Origin of the sequence: Achromobacter sp. (genome assembly GCF_049647645.1) — a bacterium.
Taxonomy (GTDB): domain Bacteria; phylum Pseudomonadota; class Gammaproteobacteria; order Burkholderiales; family Burkholderiaceae_B; genus Achromobacter.
This window is the reverse complement of record NZ_JBARYB010000166.1, coordinates 1-14,196: the sequence shown is the minus strand read 5'-3', so window position 1 is coordinate 14,196 and position 14,196 is coordinate 1. Positions and strand designations below refer to the sequence as shown.

General features: G+C 66.4%; 13 protein-coding genes. 6 read left to right on the top strand and 7 right to left on the bottom strand.

Annotation, left to right across the window (positions count from 1 at the left end; translation table 11 throughout):
- From WBB14_RS19780 to WBB14_RS19765, 4 genes are all read left to right on the top strand, one after another.
- On the top strand, window positions 1-1,323 hold a 1,323-nt coding region (locus tag WBB14_RS19780; RefSeq protein WP_424241338.1), incomplete at its 5' end, for a lytic murein transglycosylase.
- The gene (locus tag WBB14_RS19775) at window positions 1,320-1,922 is read left to right on the top strand and encodes a class I SAM-dependent methyltransferase (RefSeq protein WP_424241337.1); all 603 of its coding nucleotides are present in this window, start codon (window positions 1,320-1,322) and stop codon (window positions 1,920-1,922) included. The genes WBB14_RS19780 and WBB14_RS19775, both read left to right, overlap by 4 nt.
- A 77-nt stretch (window positions 1,923-1,999) precedes the next feature.
- Window positions 2,000-2,596: a GNAT family N-acetyltransferase gene (locus WBB14_RS19770; protein ID WP_424241336.1), complete on the top strand. Its 597-nt coding sequence runs from the start codon at window positions 2,000-2,002 to the stop codon at window positions 2,594-2,596.
- A gap of 9 nt (window positions 2,597-2,605) precedes the next feature.
- Window positions 2,606-2,791 carry an oxidoreductase-like domain-containing protein gene (locus WBB14_RS19765; RefSeq protein ID WP_424241335.1) on the top strand — a complete coding sequence of 62 codons (186 nt, stop codon included), beginning with the start codon at window positions 2,606-2,608 and terminating at the stop codon, window positions 2,789-2,791.
- A 34-nt stretch (window positions 2,792-2,825) separates the two neighbouring features.
- Here WBB14_RS19765 and WBB14_RS19760 read toward each other — a convergent pair whose 3' ends face one another.
- The 7 genes from WBB14_RS19760 to WBB14_RS19730 form a co-directional block, all read right to left on the bottom strand.
- Complete coding sequence (locus WBB14_RS19760; RefSeq protein WP_424241334.1) at window positions 2,826-3,263, bottom strand: acetyltransferase; 438 nt, start codon at window positions 3,261-3,263, stop codon at window positions 2,826-2,828.
- 65 nt (window positions 3,264-3,328) lie between these two features.
- A complete protein-coding gene (locus tag WBB14_RS19755; protein WP_424241333.1) occupies window positions 3,329-5,068 on the bottom strand; it encodes a peptidase M14 in 1,740 nt (579 codons plus the stop codon).
- A 34-nt stretch (window positions 5,069-5,102) separates the two neighbouring features.
- A complete protein-coding gene (locus WBB14_RS19750) occupies window positions 5,103-5,972 on the bottom strand; it encodes an ABC transporter permease (protein WP_424241332.1) in 870 nt (289 codons plus the stop codon).
- Between the two features lie 5 nt (window positions 5,973-5,977).
- A complete protein-coding gene (locus WBB14_RS19745; RefSeq protein WP_013394895.1) occupies window positions 5,978-6,901 on the bottom strand; it encodes an ABC transporter permease in 924 nt (307 codons plus the stop codon).
- A 167-nt stretch (window positions 6,902-7,068) separates the two neighbouring features.
- Window positions 7,069-8,601, bottom strand: coding sequence for an ABC transporter substrate-binding protein (locus WBB14_RS19740; RefSeq protein ID WP_332013226.1), 1,533 nt, complete (start codon window positions 8,599-8,601; stop codon window positions 7,069-7,071).
- 54 nt (window positions 8,602-8,655) lie between these two features.
- A complete protein-coding gene (locus tag WBB14_RS19735; protein WP_424241331.1) occupies window positions 8,656-10,509 on the bottom strand; it encodes a dipeptide ABC transporter ATP-binding protein in 1,854 nt (617 codons plus the stop codon).
- 9 nt (window positions 10,510-10,518) lie between these two features.
- Window positions 10,519-11,031 carry a winged helix DNA-binding protein gene (locus tag WBB14_RS19730; protein WP_035360603.1) on the bottom strand — a complete coding sequence of 171 codons (513 nt, stop codon included), beginning with the start codon at window positions 11,029-11,031 and terminating at the stop codon, window positions 10,519-10,521.
- Window positions 11,032-11,489: 458 nt separating this feature from the next.
- Here WBB14_RS19730 and WBB14_RS19725 point away from each other — a divergent pair, with 458 nt between their 5' ends.
- Window positions 11,490-13,196 (top strand): ShlB/FhaC/HecB family hemolysin secretion/activation protein, encoded by a 1,707-nt coding sequence (locus WBB14_RS19725; protein WP_424241330.1) that lies wholly within the window; start codon window positions 11,490-11,492, stop codon window positions 13,194-13,196.
- A gap of 55 nt (window positions 13,197-13,251) precedes the next feature.
- Window positions 13,252-14,196: filamentous hemagglutinin N-terminal domain-containing protein (locus tag WBB14_RS19720; RefSeq protein WP_424241329.1), on the top strand; the 945-nt coding region annotated here is incomplete at its 3' end.

The following is a 14,196-nucleotide window of genomic DNA, read 5'->3' as shown; positions in this document are numbered from 1 at the left end:
GCTCCGGCCGCCACCGCAGCTCCCGCAGCTACAGCTGCTTCCGCAGCTACAGCTGCTCCCGCCGCCACCGCAGCCCCGGCCGCCACCGCCACCGTCGCGCCGACAGTCATCATCCCGACCGAACTCGACACCAAGGCCTGCATCGCCAAGCTGCGCAAGGGCGCCACGGCCAACGGCCTGACCGTGGCGGACTGGGACAAGTACACCGCCAACGCCAAGCTGCTGCCCACCACGGTCGCATCCGCCAAGGGCCAGCCCGAAGGGCGCGAAGCCTGGTGGGATTACATCGCCAAGACCGTGGACGAAGAACGCGTGCGCGACGGTCTCGCGGTGCTCGCCAAGTACGGTCCGCAGTTGTCGGCCATCAGCCAGCAGTACCAGGTGGACCCTGCCACCCTGGTCGCCATCTTCGGCATCGAGACCAACTACGGCCGCCAGGTCGGCAAGACCAACGTGCTGGACGCGTGGCTGACGCGCGCCTGCACCGAGAACAAGCAATTGTGGGAAAAGAACGCCTACGCCTCGGTCCGCCTGCTGCGTGACGGCCTGGTGCCGGCGGACAATTTCATCGGCTCCTGGAGCGGCGCCTTCGGCATGACGCAGTTCATCCCGACCTCGTTCTATGAACTGGCTGCCGATGGCGATGGCAACGGCAAGATCGACCTTTACAACTCGCTGCCGGATGCGCTGGCCTCCACCGCCAACCACCTGCGCAAGCGCCGCGCCAAGTGGACGCACAACCTGCCCGCCGTGATCGAGGTGCGCGTGCCGGCCGAGCTGGCCGCCGCCATCCCGGCCTCGCCCGACGCGGAGTACGTGGGCTCGCAGGACCGCCGCACGATCGCCCAATGGGCCCAGGCCGGCCTGAAGCAGGGCAACGGCTCGGCGCTGAAGCTGCCCTCGGGCAACGAAGAGCAGGCCTATCTGTTCGCGCCCACCGGTTCCGCCGGCCCGGTGTTCCTGGCCACCGTGAATTTCGACGCCATCCTGCACTACAACCAGTCGCGCCGCTATGGCCTGGCGGTGTCGATGCTGCTCAACCGCCTGCAAGGCGGTCCGGACCTCGTCGTGGCCTGGCCCACGGACGACCCCGGCCTGTCGCGCGCGCAGATCAAGGAGCTGCAGGAGATGCTCTACGGCCTGGGCCATGACGTAGGCGTGGCCGACGGCATTCCGGGCAGCAAGACCCGCGATGCGGTGCGCGAAGAACAGGTCAAGCGCAAGCTGCCCGAGGACGGCCGCGTGGGCAAACGCATCTACGATGCGATCAAGGCCACCTGGCCGCCCGCGGCGATCCAGGCCCGCCCGGCGGCCCAGCAATGACAGGGGCTGCCGGCACGCAGGGCTATGGCGAAAACGCCGCGGCCCTGGCCGACCAGTACGAGAGCATCGCGTTCGCCGACGTGCACCGCGACGTGGCGCACCTGATCCCCGCGGCGCCGTCGCGCATCGCCGACATAGGCGCGGGATCGGGGCGCGACGCCGCGGCGCTGGCGCGGATGGGCCATGCGGTGGTGGCGGCCGAACCCACCCCCGAATTGCGCCAGGAGGGCCAGCGCCGCCACGCGCTGCCCAACCTGGAGTGGGTCGACGACGCCCTGCCCGAACTGGCTGTCCTGCGGCGCCAGGGCCGGGTGTTCGACGTGATCATGCTGACGGCCGTGTGGATGCATCTGGACGCCGATGAACGCAGCCTGGGCATGCAGGCGCTGGCGGCGTTGCTGGCGCCGCAGGGCCAGATCCTGATGTCGCTGCGGCACGGTCCGGTGCCGCAAGGACGCCGCATGTTCGACGTGTCCGCGCAGGAAACGATCGCGCTGGCAGCCGGCCACGGCCTGTCTTCGCACCATCTCAGCTCGCGCGAGGACATGCTGGACCGCGCCGACGTGCGCTGGAGTTTCCTCGGCCTGCGCCGCGGCTGAAGCCGGCCCCCGGGGCCGGGCTCGGCCCGGGGGATTCGTCCATTGGACGATGGGCCGGCGGGCCGGCCGCCGGTATCATGTCCGGCATCCCATCGCTTACGCCCGCCATGCCTGTCGCGCTACTTCCCGACACTTTCCAGACCGCCCGGCTGCATGCCCGGCGCATGGACGAAACCCATTTCCCCTTCATCGCCGCCATGCATGCGGACGAGCGCCTCATGGCCACCATGGGCGGCACCCGCACCGACTCGGCCAGCCGCCGCTATCTGCTGCAGAACGTCGAGCATTGGGCGGAACAAGGCTACGGCATGTATGTCCTGGCCGACCGCATCAGCGGCGTGCTGGCGGGCCGGGCGGGATTGAAGCGCACCCAGTCGCGCGGCCGCGACGAGGTCGAGGTGGCCTATGCCTTCCTGCCCGCGAGCTGGGGCAAGGGATACGCCACGGAAATCGCGCAGGCCTTGCTGTCGCTGGGGTTCAAGCGGCTGTCCGTGGAGGCGCTGGCCGCCGTGGCGCTGGAAGAGAACGCCGCGTCCTGCCGGGTTCTGGAAAAGTGCGGCATGCGCCAGATCGGCGGCGCGGGCGAGGGCGGCGCCGGCAAGCGCCGCTACGAAATCCGCCGCGCCGAATGGCCGCTGCCGGAAGCGGACGCCGCCGCCGGGCAACGGCGCTAAGATTCGGGTATGAGCACCAAGCAGATCCCCGCCGACGACCCGCAGCCCGTTCCGCCCGAAGCGCCCGCGCCCGAAGAATGTTGCAACAGCGGCTGCATACCCTGTGTCTATGACACCTATAACGAAGCCATGGACGACTACCGCGCAGCGCTGAAAGCCTGGCGAGCCAGGCATCCGGAGCAGTCCAAAGGCTAGGTTCCCGCCGGGATGGGCGGGCGCCGGGAAGGCCTCAGCCCGCCAGCTTCATATGGATGATGGGACGGGCGCGGCCGGCGTCGTCCTGCGCTGAACGGCCCACGTCCTCGAAACCGTAGTGCTTGTAGAAGCCGTGGGCCTGGGGATTCTGTTCGTTCACATCCACCAGCAGGGTGCCGTGCAGCGAACGCGCGAAGTTCAGCAGGCGCCGGCCCGCTCCCTTGCCGCGCTTGTTGGCATCCACGAACAGCATTTGGACCTTGTTGCCGTTCAGGCCCATGAAGCCAGCGACCTCGCCGGCATCGTCCTCACAGACCCAGACCCGCACCGAAGGCAGGTAGGTGTTGAGCACCTGCGGGTACATGGCCTGGATTTCCTTTTCCGTCAGGAACGTGTGGGTGGCGCGTACGGAACGGAGCCAGATGTCCACCAGGGCCAGATCATCGCCGTGGTTGCGTTCTCGGATATTCATTTTTCTAATGGTTTTACAGGTCGGGTGCCGGCGCGGTCCTTGGTTGCGCCGGGCTTTTTTTGCCGCTAGAGCCCTGCGCGGTAGAGCTCGGTCGCCGCCAGGACGGTTTCCATCTGCACAGTATGCGCGAAAACGAATCGGTCGCCGTAGACGGTTTCATCCGGAAACTCCGAAATCAGCGCCAGGGGCAGGTCTTCGCGGTCGCTTTCGCTCACCTGCACCGGGATGCCGTTGAGCACGTCGAATCCAGTTTCGAGCGCATGCGCCTGGAATAGTTCAAGCTGCCGGGCATTGAACTCGACCAGGCCGGGGACGTTGCGGGCCAGCCTGGCCGTCACGCCTTCGATCAGGCGGCGGGCGCGATCGCCCCAGCCCGGGTGGTGGCGCAGCACCAGGAAGAAGCCTTTGGGGATGGTCCACAGCTCGAAGTGGCGCGGCAGGTAGCCGGACAGCGGCCGGGTCCATTCGTGGGCCGGATAGCCGTGCAGATTGATGTGCAGCTGCGCGCCGCTGATGGCGTGCGCCTGGTGGCGGCCTTCGCGTTCGAAGAACGGGGCGCGTTCGCGGTAGGCAATGTCGTCGCCCAGCGCACTGTAGCGCGAGGCGTGCAGCATGTGGCGCGGATGGTGTTCGCGCAGGCGGTTGAACAGCGCGTAGCCGTCCGGATTTTCAGCGGCGATCAGGGCAAAATGGGCGTCGCCGCGCGCGGCCAGCGTCTGCGCCGCGCGGAGGGCGCCGACCACGCCGGAGGTTTCATTGGCATGCTGCGCGCCCGAGATGAAGACGGCGGGACCGGGGCCGCGCAGGTAGGTGCCCAGCACTGGACGGCCCTGGCGCGAGACGGCCTGGAAGGCGTCGCCGCCGAAGGCGGCCATGCAGCCGGCAATCTGGCCGGCGGACAGCGGTTCGCGGACCTGGGCCAGCGGCGCATCGAGCGCGGCGGGGGCGACGGGCGTCAAGGCCCCGAAATGCTCCAGCGAGATCTGCACGCGCGCCGCGCCATCGTGGCGGCGGATGTCGGGAATGATCTGGCCCGGTTGCAGGCCGCGGTCGCCGGATGGGCGGCCGGAATGCTTCTGGAAGTGTTCCAGCAGCGAAAAATAGATGTCTTCGTGCAGCGCTTCAAAGGTGCTGACGATTTCCTCGTCCACCGGCAGGGCGAAGTCGATGCCCGGCAGGTCCACGCGGATTTCCAGGCGCTCGAAATAGGGCTCGTGCGAGCCCCAGGCATGGTTGCGCACCGTGTCCACGATGGCGCGGAAGGCTTGCTGGTATTCGGTGGCCTGGGCGGCATCGGTCTGCAACGCGCCCTCGGCGTCGCGCACCCGCAGCCAGCCGGTGGGCGACAGTTCGGGCGTGCCGTCCTGGGCGTATCCGATCTGGTTGGGCGCGTAGACGCGCGTATCGAGCTTGCGGCCGTCGGTGTAGCTCAGGCTGACGTCATAGTGCAGGTCGCTGGCGCCGGGCTGCATGGTGACGTCCACGCCTTGCAGCAGCGCGATGAGCGGATAGGCTTCCAGCGTGAAGCGTTTGGCCTGGGCATGTTCGTGCAGCGGATAGCGCACCACGACGGACGCCAGCCCCTCGCGTTCGACCTCTTCCAGGAAGTAGTGCAACAGCGGTTTGTAGGCGCTGCGAAAGCGCGCCGTGACGCCGGCCTGCGCCAGGCGCTCCTGCGCCGCGCGGCGCGCTTGCTCGCCTTCGAACAGCCAGCCCTCCACGACCGCGCCGCGCCAGGCAGGCGCCATGTAGGCGTGGGTCCAGGCGTCCAGCGTGCGGTCGAATGTTTTTTCCAGCAAAGACATACTCGATATTCCTTTCCGGCGGACCGGGGCGGCTTCAGACCTTGCCGGTCGGATCCAGGCGGTCGCGCAGCCAGTCGCCCAGCAGGTTCAGGCCCAGTACCGTCAGCATGATGGCCAGGCCCGGGAAGACGCTGACCCACCAGGCCGTCTGCATGTAGGTGCGGCCGTCGGCAAGCATACCGCCCCAGCTCGGGATCATGGGATCCACGCCCAGGCCCAGGAAGGTCAGGCTGCTTTCCAGCAGGATGTTGTTGGCGACGTTCAGGGTCATCAGGATGACCAGCGGGCCCAGCAGGTTGGGCACGATGTGGTGGCGGATCATGGCCAGGTCGCGCACGCCGAAAGCGCGGGCGGCCAACACGAACTCGCGCTCGCGCAGAGCCAGGACTTGGGCGCGGACCAGGCGCGCGTATTGCACCCACTGCGACACGATCATGAAGAAGATGACGTTGAACAGGCCGCCGCCCAGGATGGCGATGAAGGTGATGGCCACCAGGATGAACGGCAGCGCCAGCTGCACGTCGGCGAAGCGCATCACGATCATGTCCCAGAAGCCACGGTAGTAGCCGGCGATCAGGCCCATGACGATGCCCAGCAGCGCGCCGCCGATGACCGAGACGAAGCCGACTGTCAGCGAGATATTGCCGCCGACGATGACGCGCGCCAGCACGTCGCGGCCCAGCGGGTCGGTGCCGAAGGGATGGGCGGCCGAGGCGAAGGGCGCGGTCAGGCGGGCGGCCAGGTCCATGGCTTCGCCGCCATCGGGAAACAGCCAGCCCGAGGTCAGCACCAGCAGGACCATGGCGCCGGTCAGCAGCGCGCCCAGCACGAATTCCAGTGAGCGGTAGCGGCTGCGGGGCTTGGCCGCCTTGGGGGTGGCGGCGGTGGGGGTAGTAGTCTGCATAAGGCTCAGCGCGTGCGGATGCGGGGGTCGACGATGCCGTAGGCGATGTCGACGATCAGGTTGACCAGGACGATGACGGTGGCCAGCACGGTGACCGTGCCTTGCAGCACCGGGTAGTCGCGGCCGGAGATGGCGTCGAACGCCAGCGTGCCCAGGCCGGGCCAGTTGAAGACCATTTCAATCACAACGATGCCGCCGATCAGGCCGCCGAACTGCAGGCCCAGATAAGTGATGAGCGGAATCGCGCAGTTGCGCAGCGCGTGCTTGTACAGCACCACGCGTTCCTTCAGGCCCTTGCTGCGCGCGACCATGATGTATTGCGCCGACAGCGTTTCCAGCATGGTGGTGCGCACCAGGCGGATATTGGTGGCGCTGAGGATGATGGCCATCGTCAGCGACGGCAGCACCAGGCTGGCCGGCCCGCTCCAGCCGGACGGCGGCAACAGCGGGAAGGTAATCGACAGCAGCAGCACCAGCATCAGCGCCAGCCAGAAGTTGGGGAACGACAACCCCACCAGAGACAGGATGCGGATGGCCTGGTCCGTGGCCTTGCCGCGCTTGATCGCGGCCTGGATGCCCAGCGGCAACGAGATCAGGATGGACGCCAGCAGCGAAGTGAAGGCCAGCATCAGCGTGGCGGGCAGGGCGTCGCCGATCAGCTTGGCGACGGACGTGCCGCCCATGAAGCTGCGGCCGAAATCGCCGTGCAGCAGTCCCTGCATATAGGACAGGTATTGCTCGTGGAACGGCCGGTTCAGGCCCAGCGCCTGGCGGATATTGGCCAGGTCCTGCTCGGTGACGCTGCCCGAGCCCTGGCTGAGCATCAGCGCGGGATCGCCGGTGAGGCGCACGGCATAGGAGACGAGCAGCGTCACGGCCACGATCACGAAGACGGCCTGCAACACGCGTTTGATGAGAAATCCGGTCATAAATCACCGCCCCGGCTTGCGCCGGGACGGGTCGGTGGGGTTAATGCGGCAACGGACATCGCCGACGATTCAACGTATATCAATCTAGCGGGATGCCGCGGAGCCGGCTTTGCCGGTCCGCAGGCATGCCCCCTGGGGGGAAGCGCGCAGCGCTTCGGGGGGGGACATCACTCCACTGCAGCGTTCAGGAAGCGGAAGCGGATGTCGCCCGGGACTTCCAGGTCCTTCACGCGCTTGTTCACACCAACGATCGTGTTCAGGCTGTACAGCGGCAGTTCCAACGCCTGGTCGGCCACGTAGCCGGCGATCTCCTGCAGCATGGCTTCGCGCTTCTTCACGTCATAGACCGTGCGCTGCGCTTCCAGCATGCCGTTGAGCTTGGCGTCGTTGTCGTACGGGTTCCACTTCTGGCCCGTGTGGTACATCAGGTAGGCCGTGTTGTCGTAGTCATAGGTCCAGCCGCCCCACTGGTTCTGCCACATCTCGCCGGTCTTGCCGCCCGGGATGATGTCGTTGAGCAGCACGCCGGTTTCATACGGCTTGATGGTGGCGCGCACGCCCACGCCTTGCAGATAGCCGGACACGGCCTGGGCTACTTCGCGGAAGTTCGAATCGCTGCCGCGCACGTCGATCTGCACGGTCGCGCCCGGCTTCACGCCGGCGGCGGCCAGCAGCTTCTTGGCTTCGGCGGGGTTGAAGGGCAGGGGCTTTTGCTCGGGGTTGTAGCCGAACGACTGCGGACCCTGGAAGCTGGCGATGGTCTTGGCCTGGCCCAGCAGCAGCTGCTTGACGATGGCGTCGCGGTCCACCGCCATGATCAGCGCGCGGCGCACGTCGCGGTTCTGCGTGATGCCGTTCTTGGTGTTGTAGCGCAGGGCAAAGGCAACCGGGCCGCCCGTGGAGATGACGTCGGCGTTGCCGGACTTCTTCACGGTTTCGATCAGGCCCAGCGGGATCAATGTGGCGATGTCGATGCGGCCGGCCTGCAGCTCGGCCACCTGGGTGCCGGGCTCGCCGATGAAGCGGTAGACCACCTTGTCCAGCTTGGGCTTGCCGCCCCAGTAGTCGTCGTTGCGCGCCAGCGTCACGTTGACCTTGGGCTGGTAGCTTTCGAACTTGAACGGGCCGGTGCCTACCGGGTTGATGTTGAAGTTGTCCTCGCCCTTTTCCTTGATGTACTTGGGCGGCACGATCATGGCGCCGTAGCCGGCCAGCTTGGTCAGCAGGACGGGATCGGGCTGCTTCAGGATGAAGTCCACGGTGTATTCGTCCACGACCTTGATCTCGCCGATCGAGTCGTAGTTGGCCTTTTGCGGACCCTTGGCGCCTTCCGCGCCCAAGAGGCGTTCGAAGGTGAACTTCACGGCCTCGGCGTTGAAGGGTTCGCCGTTGTGGAACTTGACGCCTTCGCGCAGCTTGAAGCGCAGGCGCTTGTTGTCGTCCAGGTATTCCCAGCTGGTGGCCAGGCCCGGTTGCAGCTTCAGGTCGGCGCCGCGCATGGTCAGGCCGTCATACAGGTTGCTGCCCACCGAACCCCAGAAGGTCACGAAGGTGTCGATCGGATCCCAGCTGCCCGGGTCCTGGTTGATGGCGACATTGAGCGTGCCGGCGGCATGCGCGGTCGAGAAGACCGCGGGCAGCGCGCCGCCCAGCGCCAAAGCCAGGGCGGTGACGGTGTAGGTTTTGCGTAGGGAGAGCATGTTCAACTCCAGGAACGGGAAGTCGGGCGGGCCGACGTGGAAAGGGGATGCGGCTCAAGCCGCGCGGGCCACCTGGTGGCCGGGCGCGAATTCAACCAGGGGAATGATGGCGGGCTCGTCGCCGACGCGCCGCACGGGGCTGGGGATCTCGCCTTCGATCAGCGAGGTGTCGATATGGCGGCCGGGCTCGGCCACCGGCACGGCGGCCAGCAGCTTGCGCGTATACGCGTGTTGCGGCGATTCGAAAATCTGGCGGCGGGTGCCCAGCTCGACGATCTGGCCCAGGTACAGGACCGCGACGCGGTGGCTGACTTTTTCCACCACCGCCATGTCGTGCGTGATGAACAGATAGGACAGGCCGCGGTCCTTCTGCAGGTCCATCAGCAGGTTCAGGATCTGCGCCTGGATCGATACGTCCAGCGCCGACACGGATTCGTCGGCGATGATCAGCTTGGGGTTGCTGGCCAGCGCGCGCGCGATGCACACGCGCTGGCGCTGGCCGCCCGAGAATTCATGCGGATAGCGCTTGGCGTGTTCCGGCTTCAGGCCGACCTGCTCCAGCAGTTCGCCGATGCGGCGGGCGATGGCGTCCTCGCCGCTCAGGAGGCCGTGCGTGCGGATGGGCTCGGCGATGCTGAAGGCCACCGTCTTGCGCGGATCCAGCGAAGCGTAGGGATCCTGGAAGATGTACTGGATCTCCTGGCGCAGGCGCTGGCGCCCGGCGCTGTCCATCGAGAAAATGTCCTGGCCGTTGTAGCGCACGGCGCCCGAGGTCGGCGCCACCAGCTGCTGCAGGGTCTTGCCGATGGTGGACTTGCCGCTGCCGGATTCGCCCACCAGCGCCAGCGTTTCGCCGGGGTAGACGTCGAAGCTCACTTCTTCCACGGCGTGCACGCGGTGCGTGACCCGGCCGAAGAAATTGTGGCCCACGTCAAAACGCGTGGTCAGCTTTTCCACGCGCAGCACCGGCTCGTCGTAGCGCGCCGTGTCCTGCTCGCGGGTTTCGCCGACTTCGCGCAGCGTGTCGCCTTCCAGCACGGTCTGCGGCGTGCGCAGCGGCAGGTCGCGGCCCGTCAGGCTGCCCAGGCGCGGCACCGCCGCCAGCAGCGCGCGGGTGTAGGGATGCTTGGGCGCATTGAATATCTCGTCCACCGTGCCTTGCTCGACCTTCTTGCCGCGCAGCATCACCACCACGTCGTCGGCCATTTCCGCCACCACGCCCATGTCGTGCGTGATGAAGATCACGGCCGTGCCCAGGTCGCGCTGCAGCTCGCGGATGGTGTTCAGGATCTGCGCCTGGATGGTGACGTCCAGCGCCGTGGTCGGTTCGTCGGCGATCAGCAGGCGCGGCTGGCATGACAACGCCATCGCGATCATCACGCGCTGGCGCATGCCGCCCGACAGTTGGTGCGGATAGCGGTCCAGCATCTGTTCGGCGTCGGGCAGCCGCACCTTTTCCAGCAGCTTGCACGCCGACTGGCGCGCGGCCGAGCGCGACAGTTGCTGGTGCAGCATGATGGCCTCGATGATCTGGTCGCCGATGGTGAACACCGGGTTCAGCGAGGTCATCGGCTCCTGGAAGATCATCGCGATATCGTTGCCGCGGATGGCGCGCATGTCTTCATCGGAGGCCGAGGTCAGGTCGATCTCGCGGTCGGCGCTGTCGCGGAACAGGATCTGGCCCGTGGCGATGCGGCCGCTGGTGTAGTCCGTCAGCCGCATGATGGCCATGGACGTGACCGACTTGCCCGAGCCCGACTCGCCGACGATGGCCAGCGTCCTGCCGGGGCGTACCTCGAAATCCAGGCTGTCGACGGCGCGGAACACGCCGTTTTCGGTATTGAAATCGACCGACACGCCGCGCACGGAAAGCAGCGGGGCGGAAGTGGATGCAGTAGTGCTAGACAACGTGGATTCTCACAACGAGGTGGCGGCGCGGGCAGCCTGGTCGTACAGGCCCGAAAGGGCGCGCAAGGTGTTGGCCAGCTGATGGCTGGCGTCGTCCGCGGCGGGGGAGTCGATGAAGGGTTTGACGAGGCACTGCTCGCGCACCTCGGCGTAGCGCTGGATGGCGGCGGCGCCGGCGTCGGTGGCCGTGTAGATCACTTCCTTGCCGGTCTTGGCGCTTTGCACCACGCCCAGGCGCTCCAGCTTCTTCAGCGAATAGTTCACCAGATGGGTGTCTTCGACATTGAGCGTGAAGCAGATGTCCGCCAGTTTCTTGCCCCGGCCGCGATGGAATACGTGGTTCAGCACCAGGATGTCCAGCGAGGTCAGCTCGGGCAGTCCCGCACAGGCCATGCAGCGCACCATCCAGCGGTTGAACGCATGCGAGGCAATGATCAGGCCGAATTCGACTTCGGAAAGCTCGGGGGCTGAAGAGGCCAGGTGGGATGAGGAAACAATGGCGTCCCGGACGGATACAGGCATGGGCTGGCAGGGGAAGGGGACGGATCGACGATAAAACGTTGGCGAATTATTGACGATTTGTTGATGTGGCCGTATCCGGGATAACCCGTGTGCAAGCGGTCTGAACAGGATAGGCCGCGAGCTTTCGGACTCCACCTATTTATCTACGCCACACGCTCGCATAAAAAAGATTGGGGTCCAAAAACTGCTGCTTGCGGTCAGGTTGAGTTGCTTGCGTTTTGTTTCATGTCAAATCGCGCATGGCTTAACTGTGATAGTTCCGCATCCCGGAACTATGTGGCTTATGTGCAAATTTCCCAGTCTTTATCTCCTAATTTCATTTAAGTTCTTTGATAGTAGGTTGTATACAATAAGATATTTATTGTTATTAATTGTTCTATAAGGCAAACTTGGCAAACATTTAGTTTCATACATAGATAACAAGGAGCGCCGCGCACGTTCGTAGGCGCCGTACCGGCATGAATCACTACTGGCGCCTGCGCATGGCCGCGGGCATGTTGGCGGTTGGCTTTTTCCCGGCCGATTCCGGCGCTCAGCCGCTGCCCGAGGCGGCGCTGCGCGCCACCGAGATCGAACGCCGCCAAGAGCAGGAATTGGGCGCGCAGCGCGCCCGCGCGGCCGAGCGGCCGGACGTGTTGTCGCCCGCCGGGCCGGCTGCCGCAGGCTTGGTCCTCCCGGTCGAAACGCCTTGCTTCGCCCTGAAGGAAGTCGTCTGGGACGGCGCCCAGCCTTCCGAGGCGCTGCTGCGCGCTGCCGACGCGGTCATCGGCCATTGCGTCGGCGGCCTGGGGTTGCGGGCCTTGCAGGAGCACCTGATCGGCTTGCTGATAGACCGCGGACTCGTCACCGCGCGGGTGGTCGTGCCGGAACAATCCCTGGCCGCCGGCACGCTGACGCTGCGCTACCTGCCGGGCCGCATCTCCGCCGTCAAGGGCCAGGGCGCCATCGGCTGGTGGCGCACGGCATTGCCCACCGGGCCAGGCGGCGAAGTGAACCAGCGCGACCTGGACCAGGCGCTGGAAAACATCCGCAGGCTGGGCAGCCAGGCCGATGCGGCTATCGACGTCGCGCCCGGGCCGGAGCTGGGCGATTCCGACATCCTTATCCGTCCTGGCAGCGGCAAGCGCTGGCATGGGTATATCGGCGGCGACAACGCTGGCATGGACGCCATCGGCAAATACCAGATCAACGCCGGGCTGACGCTGGATTCGCCCCTGTTCCTGTACGACCAGTTGTCGCTGTCGTGGAACAGCAATGCGCGCTGGCGCGACGCCGAATCGAACACGCGCGCCGCGTCCTTGAACTACAGCATTCCCTTCGGCTACTGGACCTTCTTCGCCGGCGCCAGCAAATCGACCTACCGCCAGACCGTGGCCGGTTTCGACGAACCCATCATCTATGGCGGCACCACCAAGCAGGTGCAGGCGGGCGTCTCGGTAGTGCCGTATCGCGGCGCCACCTACAAGGGCACGTCGTCGCTGACCCTGCTGCGCAAACGCACCACCAGCACGCTCAACGATGTGGACATCGAAGTGCAGCGGCGCGACGTCACCGGCTACGAGTTCAACCTGGGGCATCGCCACTACCTGGGGCGCGCCGCGTTGGACATCGGCGGGGGCGTGCGCGGCACGCTTGCCGGGCTGTCCGACCGGCCCGGCTACGTATATGGGGATCCGGACTGGAACGGGCGCAGCACCATACTTTCGGCCAACGCCGGCCTGTATCTGCCCTTCGAACTGGCCGAGCAGCCCTGGGCCTACCAGTTGAACTGGCAGATCCAGCACGCCAGGACGCCCATCGTGCCGTCCGACTACTTCACCATCGGCAACCGTTATGCCGTGCGCGGCTTTGACGGGCAGATGACGCTGGCCGCCGAGGATGGCTGGACCTTGCGCAACGACCTGTCGCTGGGCCTGGACAAGCTGCTGCGCGTGCCTGGCCACCAGTTGTACACGGGCTTGGACGTGGGCCGGGTGGGCGGGCCGTCGGCGGCGTCGCTGTCTGGCCGTACGTTGGTCGGCGCCGTGGCCGGGCTGCGCGGACGGATCGCCATGCCCTATGTCAATGCCAGTTATGACCTGTCTGCCGGCTGGCCGCTGAAAAAGCCTGAATCCCTGAAAACCGCCTCGACCCTGTTCGCGGCGGTCCTGATGTTCGAGTTTTGACGCGGCGGCCTTGCGCCGTCGAACCGCCGTCCATTCTTAGCCCAACCGGATACGCATGATGTCCAAGCTTCGCTCCCTGATAGTCTGGTCCGTCGTTTTCTCGCAGGTCTGGTCGCCTGTGCTGGCGCAGACCTTGCCGATCTCGGTGGACAAGAGCGTGGCGGGCGCGAAGCCCTCCGTAGGCGTCAGCAACGGCGTGCCTGTCATCAACATCGCGCCGCCTTCGGCCGGCGGCGTGTCCAACAACCGCTACACGCAGTTCAACGTCGGTCCGTCCGGCGCGGTGCTCAACAACAGCGGCGGCGCCAGCCAGACCCAGTTGGCGGGGCAGGTGGGCGGCAATCCCATGCTGGGCAATCAGCGCGCCAGCACCATACTCAACCAGGTCACCGCGCCCAATCCGTCGCAACTGCTGGGTACCCTGGAAGTGGCCGGCAACCGGGCCAATGTGATCGTCGCCAACCCGGCGGGCATCACCTGCAATGGCTGCGGCTTTCTGAACGCGGACCGCGCCACCCTGACCACGGGCAAACCGCAGGTTGGACCCGACGGCAGCATCGGTTTCGATATCGCTTCCGGCAAGATCCGCGTCGACGGCGCCGGTCTGAACGGCGCCAATCTCAGCCAGGTAGACCTGTTGGCGCGCACGCTGGAGATCAACGCCGACGTCTGGGCCGACAAACTCAACGTGACCGCGGGCGCGGCCCGCGTCGATTACGCATCCGGGGTCGTTTCGGCACAGGCGGGGGAAGGCCCGGCGCCCGAAGTGGCGGTGGATACCGCGGTGCTGGGCGGCATGTATGCCAACAGCGTGCGCCTGATCGGCACCGAGGCTGGGGTGGGCGTGAACATCGGCGGCAACCTGGTGGCTCTGACCGGCGATCTGCAAGTCACGGCGGCGGGCGACGTCCGCATCGCGCCGCGCGGCACGGCGCAAGCTGCCGGCAATCTGCGCGTGGACAGCGGCCGCGATCTGGCCGTGCAAGGCGCGGCGCAGGCC

Excerpts from the sequence above, each read along its gene's own strand:
- WBB14_RS19765 (WP_424241335.1), top strand. The coding sequence starts at position 2,606 with ATGAGCACCAAGCAGATCCCCGCCGACGACCCGCAGCCCGTTCCGCCC.
- WBB14_RS19725 (WP_424241330.1), top strand. The coding sequence starts at position 11,490 with ATGAATCACTACTGGCGCCTGCGCATGGCCGCGGGCATGTTGGCGGTT.
- WBB14_RS19745 (WP_013394895.1), bottom strand. The coding sequence starts at position 6,901 with ATGACCGGATTTCTCATCAAACGCGTGTTGCAGGCCGTCTTCGTGATC.
- WBB14_RS19740 (WP_332013226.1), bottom strand. The coding sequence starts at position 8,601 with ATGCTCTCCCTACGCAAAACCTACACCGTCACCGCCCTGGCTTTGGCG.
- WBB14_RS19755 (WP_424241333.1), bottom strand. The coding sequence starts at position 5,068 with ATGTCTTTGCTGGAAAAAACATTCGACCGCACGCTGGACGCCTGGACC.
- WBB14_RS19760 (WP_424241334.1), bottom strand. The coding sequence starts at position 3,263 with ATGAATATCCGAGAACGCAACCACGGCGATGATCTGGCCCTGGTGGAC.
- WBB14_RS19775 (WP_424241337.1), top strand. The coding sequence starts at position 1,320 with ATGACAGGGGCTGCCGGCACGCAGGGCTATGGCGAAAACGCCGCGGCC.
- WBB14_RS19750 (WP_424241332.1), bottom strand. The coding sequence starts at position 5,972 with ATGCAGACTACTACCCCCACCGCCGCCACCCCCAAGGCGGCCAAGCCC.
- WBB14_RS19730 (WP_035360603.1), bottom strand. The coding sequence starts at position 11,031 with ATGCCTGTATCCGTCCGGGACGCCATTGTTTCCTCATCCCACCTGGCC.
- WBB14_RS19770 (WP_424241336.1), top strand. The coding sequence starts at position 2,000 with ATGTCCGGCATCCCATCGCTTACGCCCGCCATGCCTGTCGCGCTACTT.